The sequence below is a fragment of the Thermosynechococcus sp. B3 genome (assembly GCF_030323045.1).
Taxonomy (GTDB): Bacteria; Cyanobacteriota; Cyanobacteriia; order Thermosynechococcales; family Thermosynechococcaceae; genus Thermosynechococcus.
Window position 1 is genome coordinate 981,595 of record NZ_CP097584.1, and the last position, 19,417, is coordinate 1,001,011.

A 19,417-nucleotide genomic window follows, 5' to 3' on the forward strand; every position below is an offset into this window, starting at 1 on the left:
GCTCCTCAACAGGTCTGTACAAAGGGCCAGCCCGGAAATCGCCAGAGAATGATGGGAATTGCCACTGTCCAGAAAAAGGCATTGAGCAAGGCAATTTGACCCGCCAGATTCATCGGCAAATGCAACCATCCCTGCAGCACCCAGCGATCCAAGGGCAAGACCAAGAGCCACATAAAACAAATGACGGCCATTCCGCCCCAAAAGATTGGCCAGCGGGCGTTGCTATTGAAGCCCTCAAAAAAGGTTTGACCCACCAGTTCTTCGAGAATGGCGACGGGGGCAGAGCGGTATTGCCCACCCGTAACTTGGGTAGCGGCGGCGAGTTGCGGAGCATGATCACCGACAACAATGGCGTTGATTTTGACTCGTTGTTGGCGGGCATTGGCCACCACGCCTGCATCCACTGGGGCTTCCCCATCGGTAATGAGGAGCAGTTGGCGGCAGCGATTCGAGATCTGTTGCAGTTGTTGGGTGGCCATGGCGATCGCCCCCGAAAGATTGGTGGCACTGGGATCCACTTGGGCAAGCAAGTCACTGCGATTGAGGGCTTGATCCAGTTGGGTGAGGAGCAGATCACTATTGGTTTCAAACCGCGGCGTCAGAAACACCACATTGCGACCAAAGCCGTGGATCATGACTTCGTTGGGGTTGGTGAGTTCCCGTTGGTTACGTTGTAAGTAGAGCTTGGCAGCGAGCACCTGCTGCGCCATTACAGTTTGCGGTTGATTAAATTGCAACGGATTATTGCCAAACGTACTGCCGCTGAGATCAAGGGAGAGAACAACGGCGACACTAGGGCGTCCCCAATTCAACAGTGAGAAGAGCAACGCCAGCAGGACACAGCCTATGAAAAGAATGAGGGGAATCTGAAAAAGAGGGTAATACCACAGTTGTCGCCGACGAGTCATAACTCACCTAAGGCAAGGTACCGCTAAAGACTGCGAGGGCAGGCCCGGTCATATACAAATGTTGGCTAGGCAAATCCCAGCGAATATGGAGATCTCCCCCCGGCAGTTCAACCGTGGCTTGGGCTTGATCGCCCACAGGACTGAGGCGATGGGTCAAGACGGCAGCGACGAGGGTGGCACAGGCTCCCGTTCCACAGGCAAGGGTGATACCAGCTCCCCGTTCCCAGACGCGCATCCGCAAGCGATCGCTCCCTAGGACTTGCACAAACTCAGTATTGGTACGCTGGGGAAAAACGGGGTGATGTTCAAACTGTGGGCCAAGGGTTGCCAGATCAACCGCAGCGACATCCTCGACAAACGTGACACAGTGGGGATTGCCCATACTCACACACGTCACCAACCACGGGCGATCGCCCACCATTAGGGGCACATCAATCACCTTTTGATCTGCGGCTGCCAAGGTGGTGGGAATCTGCTGCGCCAAGAGTTGGGGTTTACCCATATCCACCGTTACCTGACCATCCGCTTGTACCTCTGGCACAATGAGACCGGCAAGGGTGTCAATGCGGTAGCGCACGATTTCGCCGGCGGAGCGACCCTCAAGGGCAAAAATAAACTTGGCCAAACAGCGAATGCCATTGCCGCACATTTCGGCCACTGAGCCATCGGCATTGTACATCCGCATGCGGTAGTCGGTATCCCCCGTGCCTGTCAGCAAAAAAATCACGCCATCGGCGCCGACCCCAAAGTGGCGATCGCACCAGTGTTGCGCTTGTTCTGGGGTTAAGAGCAGCTCTTCCTGATGGCGGTTGTCAATGAGTAGGAAATCGTTACCTAACCCTTGGTACTTCTGAAAAGATAGGCTCATAAAATTGAAAAGGTACGAGAGGGAAATCCATGACCGACGAATTCAATACGGCACTGCCCAGCATTCGCCAGTTGCAGACCTTCATTAAAGATAGCACCGAGGTTGAAGTCAAGCTCAGCACCAGTGATCTCGTGGTTGGTAAGGTGCGCTGGCAGGATATGAATTGCCTCTGCGTTGTCGATCACTATGATCAACCCACCATTATTTGGAAGCAGGCCATTGTCTTTATTAAACCCAAGCTAGCCTAAGGACCACAGTTGCAGCGCCACTGCCAAGGCCTCTTGATAGACCACCTGCCAAGGCTGCTGATGCTGACGGGCAAGGGCGGCACAGTCTTCGTATTCCGGCTGGACATTGAGCCGCTGTCCTTGGTGTTCGGCTACTTTCACCCGTACTTCACCAAAGACCGTTGCAATGGTTTTAATTTGGCGTTCAAGGATATAGCGCTCCTGTACCTGCCGCCGCAGCCCCAGCGTCGTTGTTTCCCGAAAGAGGGTCTGGACACAGGCGGCCTCAACACTGGGGGGACACAGCACCGTGAGCAACACCCCCAAGCGTGACTTTTTCATCGTAATGGGTTGGTAAAAGACCTCAATCGCACCAGCAGCATAAAGTTGTTCAAGAGTATAGCTGAGGGCTTGGGGTGTCATGTCATCCAGTTGGGTTTGCAGTTCGACAATGGTTTTTGCCGTAGTTGTTTCTGCTGAGTTCGGCAGCGTTCCCAACCAGAGACGCAAGAGATTCGGTAGGGGCAACTCTTGACTCCCAGCGCCTAAGCCCACCCGTTTCAATGTCATCGCTGGCGGCGCACCAAAGCCCTCACTGAGGGCACAGACAAGGGCAGCGCCTGTGGGTGTCACCAATTCTTTTTCAATACCGTTGCTGTAGAGGGGCACTTGGTAGGTTTGGCACAGTTGTAAGACCGCAGGCACGGGCACCGGCAATTGACCATGGGCAGCTTTGACCATTCCGCCGCCCGTTGGTAAAGCAGAGCAGTAAATGCGGCTCACATCAAGGTAATCCAGCCCTAAGCAGGTGCCGACAATATCCACAAGCGCATCCACCGCTCCCACTTCATGGAAATGTACTTTTTCTGGCTCAATGCCATGCACGGCGCCCTCAGCAATGGCCAAGGCTTCAAAAACCTTGAGACTCCAGTCACGGGCGCGATCGCTAAGGTGGGCGGCACGGATTTGCTTTGCAATGTCTGGCCAATGGCGATGGTGATGGGAGTGGCGATCGCGCAGATGCACCTGTGCTTTTAATCCCCGCTGTCCCTTGCGCTGCACCGTTTCTGTGGTCAACTCAAACTCATCGGTAATCCCGAGCTTTGCCAATTCGCTTTGGAGGTAGTCGAGGGGAACCCCCAGATCAAGGAGGGCACCCAGACACATATCCCCCGCCACCCCAGCAGGGCAGTCAAAATAGGCAACCGTCATAGCAAACTCACAGGTGCAGCGGCACTAAGGACTATGATACCGGGTTTATAGTGAGCGAAACTGCGAGGAGACTTACCCTACCGCTGAGGTTTCTGTGGCGATCAACAGCTCATCAACTATAACCGACGGTTGCCACTGGTAGCGCCTCAAGTTAATGCGATCGCCCGCCTCAAAAATAATCCCCTCTGCTTCTAGGCGCCAGCGCTGTAACTCATCCGTCCCTTGGCGTTGGGGCGCGTAGGAGATTTTGCCTTGGGCATTAACCACCCGATGCCATGGAATGTCAGAATTCGGTGCCACTTGATAAAGGGCATAGCCCACATAGCGTGCATGCCGTGGCCAACCACACAGGGCAGCAATTTGGCCATAGGTGGCCACACGTCCTACGGGGATTTGCTTCACTAACCAATAAATTTTTTGTTGAAACGTCAGTGCCTGTGTATCTGTCTTCATAAGATTTCATATTTTAAGGCACATTCAACCCCTCTAAATCCGTATTCCTACGGAGGAAAGCATCAAAATGAACCCCCTAGATTAAACATTAAGGGTGGTAACAGGATTACTAAATTCAATTAAGAACACCTGCCCCCGAAAAGATAGATCGGTCATGATTTAAGCAGCAGCAATGCTGAGGCAGGGGAGGGTGGAATTCTTTGCTTTGTGTTGAACCATGATGTGTTTCTCATCTAATTGTTTTTTGCTGAATGATTGCTTCTATGCTTTTTTGACTTGAGCTCCCAATTGTCTTTGTCGATATTCTTGACGCTATTTGATGGAGTCGCCCTATGACCATGACCAGTTCCCGACCCCAAGCCGCCGCTGGCGATCGCTACGGTGTTAACCATCTCCTGCGCAAAAAATACCCGAAACGCCACCATCACTATGCTTTTTGGGACTTCTTTCAATTCGATAGCGATCGCGGTACCTATACCGATTGGAACAATGCCCGTAACCTCCTAGTGACTGAAGACTTCATCATTGGCCTCATTGAAGGCCTTGAAGAGGAAGTTGGCCCTGCCTCCAGCGTCGTCATGTACAAAATTGGTGAAGAATGGGGACGCCGCGATGCCCGCTTCTTCCAAGAGTGGTTTCCCACGGAATATGGCTATGAGCAGGGGATCAAGCAAATGCGGCTTCCCTATGTCCTCGAAGCTTGGTGGTGGCCCTGCACAACCCAAGGCTGGGGCAACTGGGAAGTGGATCTCAGCGAGCAAAAACATGGCTTTATGTTCATCAATATCTTTGATTCCGTTGTGGCGCGTACCTTGGGGGATGTTGGCCGACCCGTGTGCCACCTCTACGCAGGCCTCTTTGCCGGTTTCTTTAGCGGCCTGATTCAAAAAGAACTCAGTTGTATTGAAATCCAGTGCTACGCTATGGGAGAAACCTACTGCAAGTTCCTGCTCGGCAAGCAGGATCGCATTGATGCCGCTGCCTTCTGGCAAAACGAAGGAGCCTCCGCCAAAGATATTGAAAAACGGCTCCGCAGTGGAGAACTGGTCTATGAAAAACCTAAACGGTAATTGGCAACAGCAAGCCGTTGCTGAATTCTTTGAGGAACTGAACTGGCTGGGCTTGGTGCGGCAGCAACCGGTGGCGGAAGCTGTGGTACTCAATTGGCAATCCCTGAAAGTTGGCGAATTTTGGCAGCGGGTCAATTGGCTGGGGCTTGAGGTCAAAGGGGCGATCGCTCCCACGAGTCCCACAGAATGGCCCAGCTATCGCGTCAAGGACTTCTTTGGTCACATCAACTGGGAAGGGATTAGGGTCATCTTGCCTGCGATCTCACCCCCCTACGCGGAGGAAATGGCGGCTCCCCCCGTTGCTGCCCCTGCCACCCCTTGGGCTGCTTGGTCGGTAGAAACCTTCTTCCGCCAACTCAATTGGGAAGGCCGTCCGGATCAGGCCATTTCCCTCGAGCCGAGTCTGTGCCTCTGGCGCCTATCGGTCAAAGACTTCTGTGCCAGCCTGCCTTGGGCAGGCCAACCCGTAATTGCCCAAGTGAGGAAAGTGGAACCCCCGCCCCCTGCCCCCGTGGAACCCGAAGTCACCCTCTCAGACTTATCAAACCTGTTTTAGGAGATCCCTATGCACACCGAGTTAATGAATCTCTACTACAAAGCCGAAGAAAACTACCTCAGCAATGTGGACATCAAAGTCTTCCGCCACCACATCGAATCGCTCCAGCAGCGGTTGAACACCTATGAATTTCTGCGGGATCATGAAATTGAAATCTTCCAGCCTGTGGCCGACACTCTGCAAAAGAAATACCCCACCGAAAATCCCCAAACCCTTGAGCAAGTGTTGCGTCAAGCGATCGCCCTACTGCGCTATGCCGCCATGGCCATGCTCCTGAATAACCCCGAGTTTTTGCAGCATCGGCTCCTCGAGTGGCTCACGGAAGTGGTCAACGCCCACCAAACCCAAACCCTATGGAGCAGTTGCCACGAGCTTCTCAGTGCCCGCCTCAAGGAAATGCTCACCGAGGCTGAACAGGACTTGATTTTGCCGCTGTTGGATCACGCCCAAGCGACCCTTGTGGGTCTGCCAGCGGTGGTCTCTGTCCACGCCTAGATTAGGGTTGGAAGTCTGCTGAAAGTGCTTGTTATGCCTACGAATGAGGATGTCCTATGATCTCTGTTGCTGATTTGGTCAAAGACCCCATCATCCCCGGCAACTACTACGCTGCCGATGCCTATGTACAGGGGGATTTTGAAACAGGTCTGATTGAAAACCGCAAAGGTGCCCGTCTCATTGCCCTACCGGATATTTTGCTCCAAGCCATCTATGCCGGCCTCGATCAGGAAGTGGGACAGGCCAGTGGGGTGGTTCTCTTTAACTGTGGTCGCTGGTGGGGCAAGAACTTTTATCGCCGCTTTGTCGAGGAGGTCAGCGAGTACTATCGCCGTCCCCTTGCGGAAATGGAAATGGTGGAGTTTCTCCAGTGTCTCAAGGAATGCTGGAAGACCCACGGTTGGGGCACGATTGATCTCGATGTGAGCTTCTACCAGCAGGGCTTTTTGGTGGTGAAAACGTGGGACTCCCCCTTTGCGGCGGCGGCTCCCAAAAATACGGGTCAGCCCCAATGCGCTGCCGAGGCGGGGATTTTAGAATCCTTCTTTAGCCAATTGACTGGTCGCGATCTCCACTGTGTGCAAACCGCCTGTGAAACCCTAGGGGCAACCAATAACCTCTTTGTCTTGGGCTTGCGGGAGCGGGTCGAACCGGCTAAGGCTTGGCTGCAAGAGGGACAGGATCATGACACGATTATGGAGCGGCTGTGTCGCACTCAAGCGGCTTGAGTATGATCCTAAAGTAACTCTCGATGCGTCATTAATAAGGAGAAAAGAGCAGTGGCCAAAGTTGTCAAACTTGAACCCATCTCGCGGGAAACCACGATTAATACCAATGACAATTTGCTGTCTGCTCTATTGGACTCTGAACTCCATGTGCTCAAGGAGTGTGGCGGGCGTGGAATGTGTGCCACCTGCCATGTCTATATCAAAGAGGGGATGGAGAGCCTCTCCCCAATCAATAAGCGTGAGCAACGCACCCTTGAGGTGATTACAACGGCAAATGCCACCTCTCGCTTGGCCTGTCAGGCACGGGTACTGGGGCCGGGGGTAGTGGTGGAGCTACCCTCAGGGATGTATGTCAACGCGGTTGAAGATATTGAGTCTTTGATTGGGCGGCGGGCTGAGCAGGATATTTTGCACCCCCTCGATGGCCGCGTCTTGGTGGAAGCGGGCAAGCTCATTACCCGCACGATGATTACCCAGTTGAAAGATACCCAAGTGCAGGTGGGGCAATATCTCGCCAATACGTCGGATGCCTAACCAACCACTTCATTTTCATCCTCAGGGAGGCACCATTTATGGAAGACCGTAGTTTAAATTCCCATGACACGCCATCTCGCAGGGGGCTAGCACCTCTAGAATGGGGCGCAACAGGGCTAACGGTTGTGTTGTCGGTGGCGGCGGCTGCGACCCAACAGGCCATTTTGACAGCGATCGCCCCTTTGCCCCTTTCGCTGGCGGTGGGCTTAAACTTAGTGAGCCGTAAAAAACTGGATGACCAGTTCCAAGCCTTTGTGCAGCAACAGGAGGCCAAAATTGCTGAATTGGTGGCGTCCCAAGAACAGCAGCAGTCAGAGGTCGGCGGCCTCACCCTTGCCCTTAGTCAGGTGCGCGATCGCCTTGAGGATGTGCAACAACAGCTGGCACAGCTGGGTCAAGGGACGCAGCATCTCCACGACTATACCCGCATTCTCGACACGGAGCAAAAACAAATTGAACAGGTTCTCGAGTGCCTGCGGGAAATTGAGAAAAATACCCAAGTGATTCAAACCAACCCCAGCCATGCCAAGGCCTACTACAATCGCGGTCTCACCCATCAGCGGCTAGGGGATGCCGAAGCGGCGATTCTCGACTACTCCGAAGCCATTCGCATTAATGAGAACTATGCCAAGGCCTACCACAATCGCGGCGTTGCTCGCTCGACCCTTGGCGATCGCAAGGGAGCAGTAGAGGATTTGCGCACAGCGGCAAAGCTGTTCTTTGAACAAGGGGACATTAGCAGTTATCAGCGGGCACGGGATCTGGCCAAGCGCATCCATGAGGTGGGGAGTATTGAACAGGAAGACAAGGAAGTCCCCTTAGAAATTCTTTTCTCCTAAGAACCGATTGGCTGTGCGGCTCAATCTGCATGGACAGGGGCGAGATTGCGAATCATTCTGAGAAATGTTTTTCGTTGATGGTTGAGGCTCGTTGTTGGCCACGGCTCGTACTGCCCAAACCTCCCGTTACCGACTGGTGGATCTAGCCGGTCAAGGCCAGTACGGAAAAGTTTATCTGGCGGTCAATCGTGAGTCCGGTGACCTTGTGGCGATTAAGGTGCTCAGCGAGCAGCAGTTGCTGACCCGTGGCTTTTTGCGGGAGTTGAACTTTTTGCTGACGCTACAGCATCCCCATGTGGTGGGTTGTCAGGCGATTGACTATATTCGCGTGCGCCATAGCCCCCAAGTAAGCCGCAGTTTGGTAATGGACTATTGTGCCGGCGGGACATTGCGATCGCTCCTAGAGCAAGAACAGGCCTTACCCCTGACGACCGCTTTGCGCCTCACGTTGGATATTCTCGCAGCTTTGGCCTATGCCCATCATCGCGGCATTCTCCACTGCGATCTCAAACCGGAAAATATCCTGCTGGAGGTGACTGCTACGGGCTGGCAGGCAAAGGTGTCCGATTTTGGTGTCGCACGCCTCATTGAGGATGTCAAGGGCAGCGGTCAAACGGGATCTCCTGCCTATATGGCGCCGGAGCGTTTCTATGGTCAGACGCTGCCCGCTTCGGATCTCTATGCAGTGGGGATTCTCATGTACGAGATGATCGTTGGCGATCGCCCCTTCCACGGCACACCTGCTGAACTCATGACTGCCCACCTTAGCCGTCCCTATACCCTTCCTGAAGGCTTGCCCTTTCTGGTGCGGAGCATTATTACTAAAGCGTTGGATAAATTACCGCAGCGCCGCTATAAAAGTGCAGCGGAAATGACGATGGCGGTGCAATTAGCCTTAGAGGTGATCGAGGCAGAGCGTCATGAGCAGCCGTTGTTGTTCTCTAGGTCACCGGCGGCGGTTTGGCTGGGGGAACCCCAAGGCTATTCTTTAGCGATACCGCCCCAACAGGTTGCTAGTACGGCCACAAGGTTCTATGGGGTGGTGGGCGATCGCCTCTGGGCTTGGCAAGCTAGGGAGACTGTGCCCGAAGAGATGGGTCAATGGCCGCTACCACCGCTGCCCATTCAACTCTATGGCGGTGAAGTGAGTGCTTGGCTGCGAATCAATGTGCTGCCCCCCCAGTTTTTCTGCATCCATGACCAGCTTATCCCCCTAGACTGTCGTCTTCACTCTAGCCTCAACCAATTAGCCATTGACGCCACTGGTTACTGGTGTGCAGAAACCGAGATTGATAGCGCAGCAGCGGAATTACAGCTTCATGTCCAACTGATCAATGGTCAAGGGCAGCGGACTCTCCGTTGTCAATGGTATGGACGAACGTTTGTGGATACCCTGCTCCTCAATTGTCGCTATGGCGTGGTGATTAGTCGATCGCACCATCCTGAGACGGAGCATGCCACCACCCATTTTCAACTCTTTGACCGCCGCGGACACTGGCGGCTATACACCCAACTGCCTGCCCACCTGAGATTGTTTACCCCTGCCCACCACCAGCCATGGCAACTAGCAGCGTTTGAAGATCATCCGCAACAACCTCTATTGATGCTCCTGCACTTGCGGCCTTGGCGGATTCAACGCTTGGGGCTGCGGTTTCGTCCCCAATTTCTCTGTGCTACGCCTTGGGGCTATGTGGTGGCGGGTCGCCATCGTTTGAATTTAGTGACCCACAGCGGCGAAATTGTCGGCACGGCTGAAAGTGAACAGGAGATTTGTGGCCTCGGCTTTACGGGCGATCGCCACCTTTGGTTGATTCGTCACTACCAGGACAAGTATGTCTTGCAAACGTGGGACATTGCCACGTGGGAGATTGACCTCATCCTCTAAGCCAGCAGCCTATGATAGAAAGAATAGCCGTGGGATATGCCCCATGAAACAGCCCCAGATTCTCAAAATTACCCGCAAAGCGGCCAGTCTGAAACAAAAGCAAAAGCAGCAGTCATCTCCCACCACCCTTGATGTTACAGCGACAACGGTAGCCTCTGAACCCGTCGTTGAGGTAGCAGCGGGCGATCGCCACAATGCCGAGGGTCACCAACACTGGTGGAGTGAACGCTGGATTGGTGTGCTAGAGTCCTTTGGCTGGCGCCGACGGCTAGAGCGGGCACGCAATTATGTCCGTGAAGGACGGGTGCTCACCTTGGAATTCCAGGGCAACCAAGTCCATGCTCAAGTTCAAGGCACGGCTCCCGAACCCTATCACGTCAAACTGCATCTCGATGCCTTTAGTGAAGAGCAGTGGCAATATGCCATTGACGGCATGGCTCAAAAGGCTTTCTATGCGGCCAAGCTCCTCGCCGGGGAGATGCCCCCCAGTATTGAGGAGGTTTTCACCCAAGCCGGACTCAGTTTATTTCCCTTTACCAAATTTGACATCCACAGCCGCTGCAATTGCCCTGACCCGGTGAATCCCTGTAAGCACATTGGCGCGGTCTATTACTTACTGGGGCAGTACTTTAATGACGATCCCTTTTTGCTCTTTCAGTTGCGGGGCAAAACCAAAGAGGAGATTCTCCAACGCCTGCGCCACTATCGGGCAACGGCGACTACCCCCTCTATGGTGCCCACCCCCCCACCCCTCTATGAGCCACTGAAAACCGATGCTCCCTTTTGCCAATATCGCCAGCCCCTACCCCCAGAGTTAGTGGTGCTTGTCCCCAGTGGTCAACCCCATGCGGTGCTTTCAGTGTTACCCCCCTTTCCCCATGAGGTTCCCAGTGAAGTGGCGCAGTTAATGGCCACCCTAGAGCAGATGTACAGCAGTGCCAGTCTTGGGGCCTGTCAGTTGGCGATGAGTGAACCGCTGAGAGGAGATGAGGGAGCCGAAAGTGAGCCATGAAACCCAACCAGTATGACGGTCAGGGCGAAAATCTCAAACGTGGTCTCAAAGCAGAGGACGCCTTCTTAGAGCTTGCCCGCAAGCAGGGATTCCAAGTTCACCACGCGAGCGAAGCTGCTGATATTCATGAGCACTGGGATTGTTTGTTGATTAAGGGGCATGAGTCCCTGAAAGTGGACATCAAGGCAGTCAAGAAAATTCAACGCCAAGACCCGCAGCCCCAAGATCAATACACTTGGATAGAATTGCAGGGGGTACGTGATCGAGGCTGGTTGTTTGGCGGTCACTCAGACTATATTGCCTTTCAAACGTTGAACTCATTTATTTTGGTGCAGCGCACAGCACTGATAGCGTTTGTGCAAAAGAATGTCGATCTCGCCGTTCTAGTGACCCAACCTACAGAGGCCCTAAAAAAACATCAAGGCAAATATCCTGTGTACCGTCGCTCAGGGCGGAGCGATCGCCTCATCTTAGTCGAAACCGATATTCTAAGACAGCTTCCGGGCAGTATCGAGTGGCTGAATCCCCAGTAACTTCCCCCTTTTCCCCAAGAAAGTCGCGATCACATCCCTTTAGACCAGCGATCGCCCAACCTGTCAATAATATGCATCATGTCTGAATTGCTCCAGCCCGCCAGCAGATGGGCAGCAATGGCACACCCCCCCGCACCAACCCCTTCCTTGACAAACCCCTGTTCATAGGCACGCAGGGCAGGATGACGGGATGCGCTGAAATCAAGTTGCGTGTAAATGAGTGGACACTGGACACGCTCTGCCAAGCGGTGAATCTGAGCCGTTTGATCTTCAATCAGCCAGCGGGTTGTGCCCACCACGATTTGTTCGGGACACCAAGGAAGCTGACGCCACTGGGCGATCGCCCGTGCCAAGGCATAGACCGCCATCATTTGTGACCCCCCCGCCAGCAACACACCACAGGTTTGACTTGCCCGCAGGGCCATAGCCGCCACAACCACCTGCATTGGATCGCCAATCGCCGCTACATAGGTCAAGGGATCGGCATTAGCAGGGACATGGGCAAGCCCCTGTTGCACGAGTGACCACTTTTGGGCATGGTTACTCTGGCGATGACTACTGCCTACACAATCGCGAGCGAGGATGCCCAAACTTTCACAGAGGGCAAGGGCAGTGGTTGTGCCGCCCACGACACATTCAGCAATGATCAGCCACGGATATTGGCTGCTGAGCTTGGCCCCCCAAGACCATCCCTGTTCCCAGAGGTGCGCTACGGTTTGGGCTGTCATCGCTTCACCCGTGGTTAGGCAGCGCGCCGGGGCGCCCCCCAAGTCAATCATCTCGGGCAGACGCGGCAAAGGTAAACCCGCATCAAAGACGTAGAGGGGCAACGCCAAAGCCTCAATGAGGGCACGACTAATTAGGGCAGGGGAAGCACCCGCCGTCAGGGGTGGCAGTGGATAGCGGTAGTAGGGTTGAATGCCTCGCAGCAGGAACTCGCCATCCGCTAGGGCTGTGATCCGGCGATCGCTGGGGGTTTGACCCGCCGCCGAGATTCCGGGAATCAATGCCGTTTCCGTAAAGCCAAGAACACAGACTAGGGCAGGAGAGTCGGGGTGCTGGCAGTGGCGATCGCCCCAAGCGCGGGCAATGGATTCTCCCGTGGCAACGCCAATCATACTAATCGACTAATAATTCCCGACCACTGCACCTGCTTGAGGTGTTCACGGCGATAGGAGAAAAAGCATTCAGCATCGCGAAACGTACAGTGGGGAGACAGGGCAATTTGCTCGTCCCTTAGCCCCAATTGCAGCAATTGCAAACGATTCACCCGTGCCACATCCACCCGAAGTCGCTCAGGGTCTGGATCAAGAAAGATCATCTCTGGGTCTAAGGCAGCGAGACGCTGGTAAAGATCATCGCGGTCAGTGGTTTCCGTCACCCCCTCAAGAATGGTCTGCGCCAAGGCACGGGCCACATTCAGCCCCACTTGATAGACCTCACCGCGAATCGCAGGCCCCATGGCAATCCGTAAATTAGCAAGATCACTGCCGAATGCTTGCATCTGCTGGAGCGTGGCCTTAGAGATTTGGATCGCTGTCCCCCGCCATCCCGCATGAATCGCCGCAACCCGTCCACTCGCCACATCGGCAATTAGTAAGGGGACACAGTCAGCACTACACACCCAGAGGGCTTGATCAGACCCTGTGGCCACAAGGGCATCCGCTGCCAATCGTTCATCACGGGCTAAAACTTCTGCTGCCAAAGCAACGCGATCGCCATGCACCTGTTGGGTTCGTAGCGGTGTTGCTGTCGTGCCTAGGGCTGCGGTGAGGGTGCTGAGGTCTTGTCCTTGCCAATCGCGAGTAAAGAAGCCATGGGAAAACCCCTGCAAAAGATCGCAGGTAAGAAAGCGCCCGAGGTCAGTGGTTTGCCAGTGCCACATTGTCAGATCCAATGACAGCTAAACTATGGCGTTCTCGTAGCTCCCTAGAAGGCACGAATCGCCTCCTTTAATACCTCCTCCCTAAGCCTTGAACGTAAAGATTGAGGTGTGCCCAAATCAACAGAACAGTTTAAGATTTCCTCCAGATATTCTTTTAACTCAATGAAGGTAAATAATCCAACAGGCCTTTCAAACGCTACTAACAAATCAACATCACTTTCAGCGTGAGCTTCATCCCGTGCCACTGAACCAAACAGCTGCAGGGTCTTTACTGCAAATTTTTTAAGGGATTCTCGATGGTTTTCTAAGGTATTGATCACTAACTGAGGAGTCACCATTCCAATGTTTCCTTATTCTTTTAATCTGACTGATCCACTGGCTGATGCGGTTCATCGGGGAGAGAGTCCTTAAGGGGTTCTAGGCAGCAGGGGGCAAGTCAAAGAGAACGGTGGTCATATAGCGTTCTGCCCAAGCAGCACCAAAGGCTTTTTCCAGCACACGGCGGGTTTTATCGTTCTGCTGTTGCTGGTGGCAGTAGTGCCGTTGCCCGGCCATAACCGCTTCCGGGTGATCCGTGGGCACAGCTTGCTGGCTAAGTTGACAGTGGAGCGTGAGGTACTCACCAATGCGATCAAGAAATTGCTGTTCCTCAGTGTCTCCCTGTGGCCGAATAAAAATGCAAAAGGGGGAGAAGATCTGTCCCCAAGGGGGCAACTCACGGGGTTGACTAAAGGTGAGTTTTGGCAAAGCATTTAAGGCCGATGTATAGGCAGCGGGCAACTCACCCGTCACCGGCGAGAGATCCACAATTGCGGCACTAATTTGCCCTCGGCCCCCCACGAGGTCACAGCCAAACATTGGCAGATCGTAGCGCGGCTCTGGAAACATGACACAGTGTAAAATATCCAGACTCTCCCCCACCCGTGCCAGTTCAAGGTGAAGTTTGCGAAAGGGCGGCGCTTGGTAGCAGTGGTTCTCAATCGTTAGCCGCTCCCCTTCCAGTTTGCCCTCGACATAACCGAGATCCTCAGGCAGGGTATAGGGGGCTAAGGGCAAAGTGCTCTGCCAAATCTGCTCAATGCGATCGGCGAGCCGCTGAATTAGGGGATGCTGGTGTTGACGGAGAGACATAGCCTTGATCCTAACCCAAGTCTGTGCCGCTTGCGAGGGAGCGATCGCCCCCGCTAAACTAACCAAGAGTCTAACAGCCGAGGAATCATGCAAACTCAAATTGCCGCTGCCATTGACCCAAAGCAACTCCAACAGGCGATTCGCGCCAGCCAAGACTTTCTCTTTTCACAGCAATATGCTGAGGGCTACTGGTGGGCGGAATTAGAGTCCAATGTGACCATGACCGCAGAGGTGATCCTGCTCCACAAAATCTGGGGCACCGAACAGCGGCTACCCTTGGCCAAAGCGGAACAGTATTTGCGCAACCATCAGCGGGATCACGGCGGTTGGGAGCTATTTTATGGCGATGGCGGCGATCTCAGCACCAGTGTGGAAGCCTATATGGGACTGCGGCTCTTGGGCGTCCCCGCAACGGATCCCGCCCTAGTGAAGGCACGGCAATTTATCCTTGCCCGCGGCGGCATTAGCAAAACTCGCATCTTTACCAAACTGCACCTTGCCCTCATTGGCTGCTACGACTGGCGTGGGATTCCCTCCCTCCCCCCTTGGATCATGCTCCTGCCGGAGGGTAGCCCCTTCACTATTTATGAGATGTCTAGTTGGGCACGTAGCAGCACCGTGCCGCTGTTGATTGTCATGGATCGCAAGCCCGTTTATGCCATGGATCCGCCCATTACCCTCGATGAACTCTATGCCGAAGGGCGGGCAAATGTGATCTGGGAACTGCCCCGCCAAGGCGACTGGAGTGATGTCTTTATTGGTCTCGATCGCGTTTTCAAGCTCTTTGAAATCCTAAACATTAATCCCCTTAGAGAACAGGGGCTAAAGGCCGCCGAAGAATGGGTGCTCGAGCGTCAAGAAGCCAGTGGCGACTGGGGCGGCATTATTCCGGCGATGCTCAACTCCCTATTGGCATTGCGTGCCCTTGACTATGCTGTGGATGACCCCATTGTGCAGCGGGGGATGGCAGCAGTGGATCGCTTTGCGATTGAAACCGAGACCGAGTATCGCGTCCAGCCCTGTGTCTCGCCAGTTTGGGATACTGCCTTGGTCATGCGCGCCATGGTGGATTCAGGCGTCGCCCCCGATCATCCCGCTCTGGTCAAAGCTGGCGAATGGCTGCTGTCCAAGCAAATCCTTGACTATGGGGACTGGCACGTAAAAAACAAAAAAGGTCAGCCGGGGGGATGGGCCTTTGAATTTGAGAATCGCTTCTACCCCGATGTGGATGATACAGCGGTGGTGGTGATGGCGCTTCATGCTGTGACCTTGCCTGACGAAAACCTCAAACGGCGAGCCATTGAGCGGGCAGTCGCTTGGATTGCCTCAATGCAGTGTCGGCCGGGGGGCTGGGCAGCCTTTGATGTGGACAATGACCAAGATTGGCTCAATGCCATTCCCTACGGCGATCTCAAGGCAATGATTGACCCGAATACTGCTGATGTCACGGCACGGGTGCTGGAGATGGTGGGGCGGTGTCAGTTGGCCTTTGACAGTGGTGCCCTCGATCGCGCCCTTGCTTACTTGCGCAATGAGCAAGAACCGGAAGGCTGTTGGTTTGGCCGCTGGGGGGTGAACTACCTCTATGGCACGAGTGGGGTGTTGGCAGCCCTCTCCCTTGTTGCCCCTCGCTACGATCGCTGGCGCATTCGCCGTGCCGCTGAGTGGTTGGTGCAGTGTCAAAATGCCGATGGTGGTTGGGGTGAAACCTGCTGGAGCTACAACGACCCTTCCCTCAAGGGCAAAGGGGATAGCACCGCTTCCCAAACTGCTTGGGCCATTATTGGCCTTTTGGCCGCTGGCGATGCCACAGGAGACTACGCCACAGAAGCTATTGAAAAGGGGATGGCCTACCTGCTGCAGACCCAGCGCGCCGATGGCACATGGCACGAGGATTACTTCACCGGCACGGGCTTTCCCTGCCACTTTTACCTGAAGTACCACTACTACCAGCAGCACTTTCCGCTGACGGCCTTGGGGCGCTATGCCCGCTGGCGGGGTCTTTTGGCTAATGAGAAAAAATCAGGCTAGAAGGAGCGCAGCTGTTGCTGGTAGGCCAAGGGATCGGTGCCACACAGGGGTTGGGGGGCAACCACACAGTCATTGCTCAAACCAGAGCGAATTAAATTTTCAGCAAGCAACTGGCGATCGCGCGGCGCAGGGTGGGTACTCAAAATCGTTGGCGGTGCCCCTCCCTCCCGTTGCAATTTCTGGAGAAATGTCACCATCGCCCGTGGATCATAGTTGCTGCGAGCCAATAGCCCCAGTCCATAGCGATCGGCCTCTAGTTCCTGCTCACGACTGCGGGGACGCCGAAAGGCAAGTTCCATGGCCATTTGTAGCCCGCGATCGCGATCCAAGCCGGCAGCCGTCATTAAGCCTTGGGCGATCGCCATTTGTTGCAGTTGACGAATCACATGGCGCTGATCAATATGGCCAATTTCGTGGGCAATGACGCTGGCTAGTTCCGCCTCGTTTTCCGCCCGCAGCATTAGCCCTGTAGTGACATAGACAAAGCCCCCCATTGTGGCATAGGCATTGACTTGGCGGTCTTGGATGATGTGAAACTGGTAGGGCACACCTCGACGTTCGCCGACATTAACCAAGCGGTCACCAATGCTATTCACATAGTTTTGCGCAGCGGGATTGCGAACAAGGCGCATCCCTTGCCGCAGCATCTGCTCATGGATCTGTTGCCCCAAGGCCACCTCTTGGCGGGGCGAGATATTCGATAGTTGGATGACCTGAATCCCCTGCAACAGTAACCGCTGCCAGAGATTTTGGGCCTGCGCAGCCACAGGATGGAGAGCGATCGCCACCCCACAGACCAAGCTCGCAAAGAGGAGAAACCAACGTTGTTTTTTCACGGCTAATATTTCGCGTAAAATCCACACCCACGCCTAGCGGCTACTTGCCCCCTTCTGACCCCTCTATTTTAGACATTGTTCCCAAGGCTTAACGTTTTTTAATCTCTGGCACCCGTAGCCCTTTACTGGCCAGCCACTCTGAATTAAAGAGCCGCGATTGATAGCGGGAACCCCCATCGCACAACACAGTAACAATTGTGTGACCGGGTCCGAGTTCCTTGGCGAGGCGTACCGCTGCCCCCACATTAATCCCGACGGAGCCACCCATAAAGAGGCCATCGTAGTGCAGCAGTTGATAAATGATCTCAAGGCACTCTTGATCCTCAATTTGAATCGCATCATCAATGGGAGCGCCTGCTAAGTTGGCGGTAATGCGGCTATTGCCAATGCCTTCGGTAATGGAACTGCCACTGCTACTGAGGGTGCCCGTTTTCGCATAGCTATAGATGGCACTGCCCATGGGATCAGCAATCACAGTGCGAATGGTGGGATTTTTTTCCTTGAGGTACATCGCCACACCTGCATAGGTGCCCCCTGTGCCCGTTGCTGCCACCCACGCATCAATGCGGCCATCGGTCTGCTGCCAAATTTCCGGTCCTGTGGTTTCGTAGTGGGCTTGGCGATTGGCAAGGTTATCGAACTGGTTCGCCCAGATGGCATTCTCCATCTCAGCAGCAATCCGGCCAGAGAGCTTCACATAGTTATTGGGGTCTTTGTAGGGCACAGCGGGAACGGGGCGCACTTCGGCACCCAGGGTACGCAACAGATCAATTTTTTCTTGGGATTGGGTATTGGGAATCACAATCAGACACTTGTAGCCCTTGGCATTACAGATGTGGGCTAGGCCAATGCCCGTATTGCCTGCTGTGCCTTCGACCACCGTACCACCGGGTTTGAGAAGGCCCTTTTTTTCAGCATCTTCAATAATGTAGAGGGCAGCCCGATCCTTAACAGAGCCACCGGGGTTGAGGAACTCTGCCTTACCAAGAATTTCACAGCCCGTGAGGTCGCTAAAGTAGTTGAGGCGAATCAGCGGCGTCTGCCCGACGGTGCCGACAAAACCCTGTTTAATATCCATGCCGTCGTTGTTTTAAGTTAACTGAATACTTTTATCGTAAAGGGGTTTGCCGCCAGAATTGCCTTGAGGGGGAGCGTGACGGAGTCAATCGCGAAGTGTGCCTTTGGCATTCACCTTTGCTATGATTGGAGATCCTTGGAGAGGTGGCAGAGTGGTTGAATGCGCTTGACTCGAAATCAAGTTTAGGGTAACACCTAACGGGGGTTCGAATCCCCCCCTCTCCGTTGATGTCGGCGATGGCTTAGAAAAATGGATACCTCGCTTTAGCTAGCGATAGATGTAGTGGCACGACTGATCTAGAAGCTTGGCTAATAGAACCTATCAAGCTCGAAAAGTCCTATAAATTGATTACATCAAAAAGTGTAATCTCATTCAGGAGTCTCTCCTTTGCCAGTTCTGCATATCGAGGATCAATTTCAACGCCGACGCCTTTTCGTTTGTTGGCAAAAGCTTCCACCAGTGTTGTGCCGCTGCCACAAAAGGGATCGAAGACGATATCCCCCGGAAAACTAAAGAGCTTGATACATCGTCTCGGCAGTTCCCTTGGAAACGGTGCAGGGTGACCAATCTTTTTTTTGCTTTCGCCGCTGAATGTCCATAGCCCGTTTGTCCATTCCATAAATTCTTCCCGAGTAATATCGGCCTTTTCATCGGACTTGCGCCGCCACTCCTCTTTGTACAACACCACAATTAACTCCACAGGCGCAATCACATAGGGTGCTGAGGGCGACATCCACGATCCCCAAGCCGTCCGCCGCGAAATATTACCCTCATTCCAGACAATGGTGGACTGATATTTCCAGCCAACCTCTTGAGCCAAAACCGTCAAATCCGCGCCAACACTGCGCTGTCCCCCTTTGTTTTTATCGAGGGGAATGTTAAGGCAAAACCGTCCGCCCGTTTTTGTCCAGTGAAAACAGTTGGACAGCCAAGCGCGACTAAATTCTAGATAATCGCTGTAGGGGGCATCATCTTTGACTGAGCGATATTCAAGACCCACATTGTAGGGCGGGGAAGTCACAATCAGGTCAATAAAAGGCTCAGTAAATAAATCAGCATCAAGGCTATTGGCATTGAATAGCCATGTATCTTTCATTTGAAAGAAGGCTTCTTTTTTTGAGATGAATGGCATTGAG

22 protein-coding genes and 1 tRNA gene are annotated in these 19,417 nt (G+C 53.9%); 12 read left to right on the forward strand and 11 right to left on the reverse strand.

The features are described from left to right. Nucleotides 1-5: 5 nt before the first annotated feature. Both M0646_RS04990 and dapF read right to left on the reverse strand, forming a co-directional pair. Nucleotides 6-908, reverse strand: a complete 903-nt coding sequence (locus M0646_RS04990) for a VWA domain-containing protein (RefSeq protein WP_149818715.1) — start codon at nt 906-908, stop codon at nt 6-8. Nucleotides 909-915: 7 nt separating this feature from the next. After that, the gene (gene dapF, locus M0646_RS04995) at nt 916-1,776 is read right to left on the reverse strand and encodes a diaminopimelate epimerase (protein WP_149818717.1); all 861 of its coding nucleotides are present in this window, start codon (nt 1,774-1,776) and stop codon (nt 916-918) included. A 29-nt stretch (nt 1,777-1,805) separates the two neighbouring features. Here dapF and M0646_RS05000 point away from each other — a divergent pair, with 29 nt between their 5' ends. Further along, entirely contained in the window at nt 1,806-2,024 is a 219-nt protein-coding gene (locus M0646_RS05000) for an Hfq-related RNA-binding protein (protein ID WP_149818719.1), read from the forward strand. Here the strand turns inward: M0646_RS05000 and larC are convergent. Then, nucleotides 2,016-3,215 carry a nickel pincer cofactor biosynthesis protein LarC gene (gene larC / locus M0646_RS05005; RefSeq protein ID WP_286649928.1) on the reverse strand — a complete coding sequence of 400 codons (1,200 nt, stop codon included), beginning with the start codon at nt 3,213-3,215 and terminating at the stop codon, nt 2,016-2,018. The genes M0646_RS05000 and larC overlap by 9 nt on opposite strands. Before the next feature lie 72 nt (nt 3,216-3,287). Next, complete coding sequence (locus M0646_RS05010; RefSeq protein ID WP_149818723.1) at nt 3,288-3,668, reverse strand: MGMT family protein; 381 nt, start codon at nt 3,666-3,668, stop codon at nt 3,288-3,290. Nucleotides 3,669-4,000: 332 nt separating this feature from the next. Between M0646_RS05010 and M0646_RS05015 the strand changes: the two genes are divergently transcribed. The 9 genes from M0646_RS05015 to M0646_RS05055 all read left to right on the forward strand — a co-directional run bounded on the left by M0646_RS05015 (nt 4,001) and on the right by M0646_RS05055 (nt 11,320). Next, complete coding sequence (locus M0646_RS05015; RefSeq protein WP_149818725.1) at nt 4,001-4,738, forward strand: V4R domain-containing protein; 738 nt, start codon at nt 4,001-4,003, stop codon at nt 4,736-4,738. Then, a complete protein-coding gene (locus tag M0646_RS05020) occupies nt 4,719-5,294 on the forward strand; it encodes a hypothetical protein (protein ID WP_190278233.1) in 576 nt (191 codons plus the stop codon). Before M0646_RS05015 ends, M0646_RS05020 begins: the two co-directional genes overlap by 20 nt. Before the next feature lie 9 nt (nt 5,295-5,303). Then, nucleotides 5,304-5,789 carry a phycobilisome protein gene (locus M0646_RS05025; RefSeq protein ID WP_286626871.1) on the forward strand — a complete coding sequence of 162 codons (486 nt, stop codon included), beginning with the start codon at nt 5,304-5,306 and terminating at the stop codon, nt 5,787-5,789. A gap of 56 nt (nt 5,790-5,845) precedes the next feature. Beyond that, the gene (locus tag M0646_RS05030) at nt 5,846-6,517 is read left to right on the forward strand and encodes a V4R domain-containing protein (protein ID WP_286626872.1); all 672 of its coding nucleotides are present in this window, start codon (nt 5,846-5,848) and stop codon (nt 6,515-6,517) included. 51 nt (nt 6,518-6,568) lie between these two features. Then, complete coding sequence (locus M0646_RS05035) at nt 6,569-7,051, forward strand: 2Fe-2S iron-sulfur cluster-binding protein (RefSeq protein ID WP_149818733.1); 483 nt, start codon at nt 6,569-6,571, stop codon at nt 7,049-7,051. Nucleotides 7,052-7,089: 38 nt separating this feature from the next. Further along, complete coding sequence (locus tag M0646_RS05040) at nt 7,090-7,890, forward strand: tetratricopeptide repeat protein (protein ID WP_286626874.1); 801 nt, start codon at nt 7,090-7,092, stop codon at nt 7,888-7,890. Between the two features lie 94 nt (nt 7,891-7,984). Next, nucleotides 7,985-9,775: a serine/threonine-protein kinase gene (locus M0646_RS05045; protein ID WP_286649929.1), complete on the forward strand. Its 1,791-nt coding sequence runs from the start codon at nt 7,985-7,987 to the stop codon at nt 9,773-9,775. Nucleotides 9,776-9,818: 43 nt separating this feature from the next. After that, nucleotides 9,819-10,787 carry a metal-binding protein gene (locus M0646_RS05050; RefSeq protein ID WP_286649930.1) on the forward strand — a complete coding sequence of 323 codons (969 nt, stop codon included), beginning with the start codon at nt 9,819-9,821 and terminating at the stop codon, nt 10,785-10,787. Next, nucleotides 10,784-11,320: a hypothetical protein gene (locus tag M0646_RS05055; RefSeq protein ID WP_286626878.1), complete on the forward strand. Its 537-nt coding sequence runs from the start codon at nt 10,784-10,786 to the stop codon at nt 11,318-11,320. The genes M0646_RS05050 and M0646_RS05055 overlap by 4 nt, the downstream gene beginning before the upstream one ends. A gap of 29 nt (nt 11,321-11,349) precedes the next feature. On the opposite strand, the gene cobT is transcribed toward M0646_RS05055, so the two are convergent. The 4 genes from cobT to M0646_RS05075 form a co-directional block, all read right to left on the reverse strand. Then, nucleotides 11,350-12,438, reverse strand: coding sequence for a nicotinate mononucleotide-dependent phosphoribosyltransferase CobT (cobT, locus tag M0646_RS05060; protein WP_286649931.1), 1,089 nt, complete (start codon nt 12,436-12,438; stop codon nt 11,350-11,352). After that, nucleotides 12,435-13,205, reverse strand: a complete 771-nt coding sequence (gene pgeF, locus M0646_RS05065; RefSeq protein WP_149818742.1) for a peptidoglycan editing factor PgeF — start codon at nt 13,203-13,205, stop codon at nt 12,435-12,437. Before pgeF ends, cobT begins: the two co-directional genes overlap by 4 nt. Before the next feature lie 44 nt (nt 13,206-13,249). Next, the gene (locus M0646_RS05070) at nt 13,250-13,543 is read right to left on the reverse strand and encodes a nucleotidyltransferase family protein (RefSeq protein ID WP_286626880.1); all 294 of its coding nucleotides are present in this window, start codon (nt 13,541-13,543) and stop codon (nt 13,250-13,252) included. A gap of 79 nt (nt 13,544-13,622) precedes the next feature. Next, nucleotides 13,623-14,336, reverse strand: coding sequence for a phycocyanobilin:ferredoxin oxidoreductase (locus M0646_RS05075; protein ID WP_286626881.1), 714 nt, complete (start codon nt 14,334-14,336; stop codon nt 13,623-13,625). An 87-nt stretch (nt 14,337-14,423) separates the two neighbouring features. Between M0646_RS05075 and shc the strand changes: the two genes are divergently transcribed. Further along, nucleotides 14,424-16,367 (forward strand): squalene--hopene cyclase, encoded by a 1,944-nt coding sequence (gene shc, locus M0646_RS05080; RefSeq protein ID WP_286626882.1) that lies wholly within the window; start codon nt 14,424-14,426, stop codon nt 16,365-16,367. Here the strand turns inward: shc and M0646_RS05085 are convergent. Beyond that, the gene (locus M0646_RS05085) at nt 16,364-17,203 is read right to left on the reverse strand and encodes a M48 family metallopeptidase (RefSeq protein ID WP_226972018.1); all 840 of its coding nucleotides are present in this window, start codon (nt 17,201-17,203) and stop codon (nt 16,364-16,366) included. The genes shc and M0646_RS05085 overlap by 4 nt on opposite strands. 88 nt (nt 17,204-17,291) lie before the next feature. After that, entirely contained in the window at nt 17,292-18,281 is a 990-nt protein-coding gene (locus M0646_RS05090; protein WP_149818753.1) for a cysteine synthase A, read from the reverse strand. A gap of 137 nt (nt 18,282-18,418) precedes the next feature. Here M0646_RS05090 and M0646_RS05095 point away from each other — a divergent pair. Beyond that, nucleotides 18,419-18,505 (forward strand) — tRNA-Ser (locus M0646_RS05095). A gap of 113 nt (nt 18,506-18,618) precedes the next feature. On the opposite strand, the gene M0646_RS05100 is transcribed toward M0646_RS05095, so the two are convergent. Beyond that, nucleotides 18,619-19,413 carry a site-specific DNA-methyltransferase gene (locus M0646_RS05100; RefSeq protein ID WP_286626884.1) on the reverse strand — a complete coding sequence of 265 codons (795 nt, stop codon included), beginning with the start codon at nt 19,411-19,413 and terminating at the stop codon, nt 18,619-18,621. Between the last annotated feature and the right edge of the window lie 4 nt (nt 19,414-19,417).

Excerpts from the sequence above, each read along its gene's own strand:
- M0646_RS05050 (WP_286649930.1), top strand. The coding sequence starts at position 9,819 with ATGAAACAGCCCCAGATTCTCAAAATTACCCGCAAAGCGGCCAGTCTG.
- cobT (WP_286649931.1), bottom strand. The coding sequence starts at position 12,438 with ATGATTGGCGTTGCCACGGGAGAATCCATTGCCCGCGCTTGGGGCGAT.
- dapF (WP_149818717.1), bottom strand. The coding sequence starts at position 1,776 with ATGAGCCTATCTTTTCAGAAGTACCAAGGGTTAGGTAACGATTTCCTA.
- M0646_RS05040 (WP_286626874.1), top strand. The coding sequence starts at position 7,090 with ATGGAAGACCGTAGTTTAAATTCCCATGACACGCCATCTCGCAGGGGG.
- M0646_RS05025 (WP_286626871.1), top strand. The coding sequence starts at position 5,304 with ATGCACACCGAGTTAATGAATCTCTACTACAAAGCCGAAGAAAACTAC.
- M0646_RS05055 (WP_286626878.1), top strand. The coding sequence starts at position 10,784 with ATGAAACCCAACCAGTATGACGGTCAGGGCGAAAATCTCAAACGTGGT.
- shc (WP_286626882.1), top strand. The coding sequence starts at position 14,424 with ATGCAAACTCAAATTGCCGCTGCCATTGACCCAAAGCAACTCCAACAG.
- M0646_RS05090 (WP_149818753.1), bottom strand. The coding sequence starts at position 18,281 with ATGGATATTAAACAGGGTTTTGTCGGCACCGTCGGGCAGACGCCGCTG.
- M0646_RS05015 (WP_149818725.1), top strand. The coding sequence starts at position 4,001 with ATGACCATGACCAGTTCCCGACCCCAAGCCGCCGCTGGCGATCGCTAC.
- M0646_RS04990 (WP_149818715.1), bottom strand. The coding sequence starts at position 908 with ATGACTCGTCGGCGACAACTGTGGTATTACCCTCTTTTTCAGATTCCC.
- M0646_RS05100 (WP_286626884.1), bottom strand. The coding sequence starts at position 19,413 with ATGCCATTCATCTCAAAAAAAGAAGCCTTCTTTCAAATGAAAGATACA.
- M0646_RS05030 (WP_286626872.1), top strand. The coding sequence starts at position 5,846 with ATGATCTCTGTTGCTGATTTGGTCAAAGACCCCATCATCCCCGGCAAC.
- M0646_RS05010 (WP_149818723.1), bottom strand. The coding sequence starts at position 3,668 with ATGAAGACAGATACACAGGCACTGACGTTTCAACAAAAAATTTATTGG.
- M0646_RS05000 (WP_149818719.1), top strand. The coding sequence starts at position 1,806 with ATGACCGACGAATTCAATACGGCACTGCCCAGCATTCGCCAGTTGCAG.
- pgeF (WP_149818742.1), bottom strand. The coding sequence starts at position 13,205 with ATGTGGCACTGGCAAACCACTGACCTCGGGCGCTTTCTTACCTGCGAT.
- M0646_RS05070 (WP_286626880.1), bottom strand. The coding sequence starts at position 13,543 with ATGGTGACTCCTCAGTTAGTGATCAATACCTTAGAAAACCATCGAGAA.
- larC (WP_286649928.1), bottom strand. The coding sequence starts at position 3,215 with ATGACGGTTGCCTATTTTGACTGCCCTGCTGGGGTGGCGGGGGATATG.
- M0646_RS05020 (WP_190278233.1), top strand. The coding sequence starts at position 4,719 with ATGAAAAACCTAAACGGTAATTGGCAACAGCAAGCCGTTGCTGAATTC.
- M0646_RS05075 (WP_286626881.1), bottom strand. The coding sequence starts at position 14,336 with ATGTCTCTCCGTCAACACCAGCATCCCCTAATTCAGCGGCTCGCCGAT.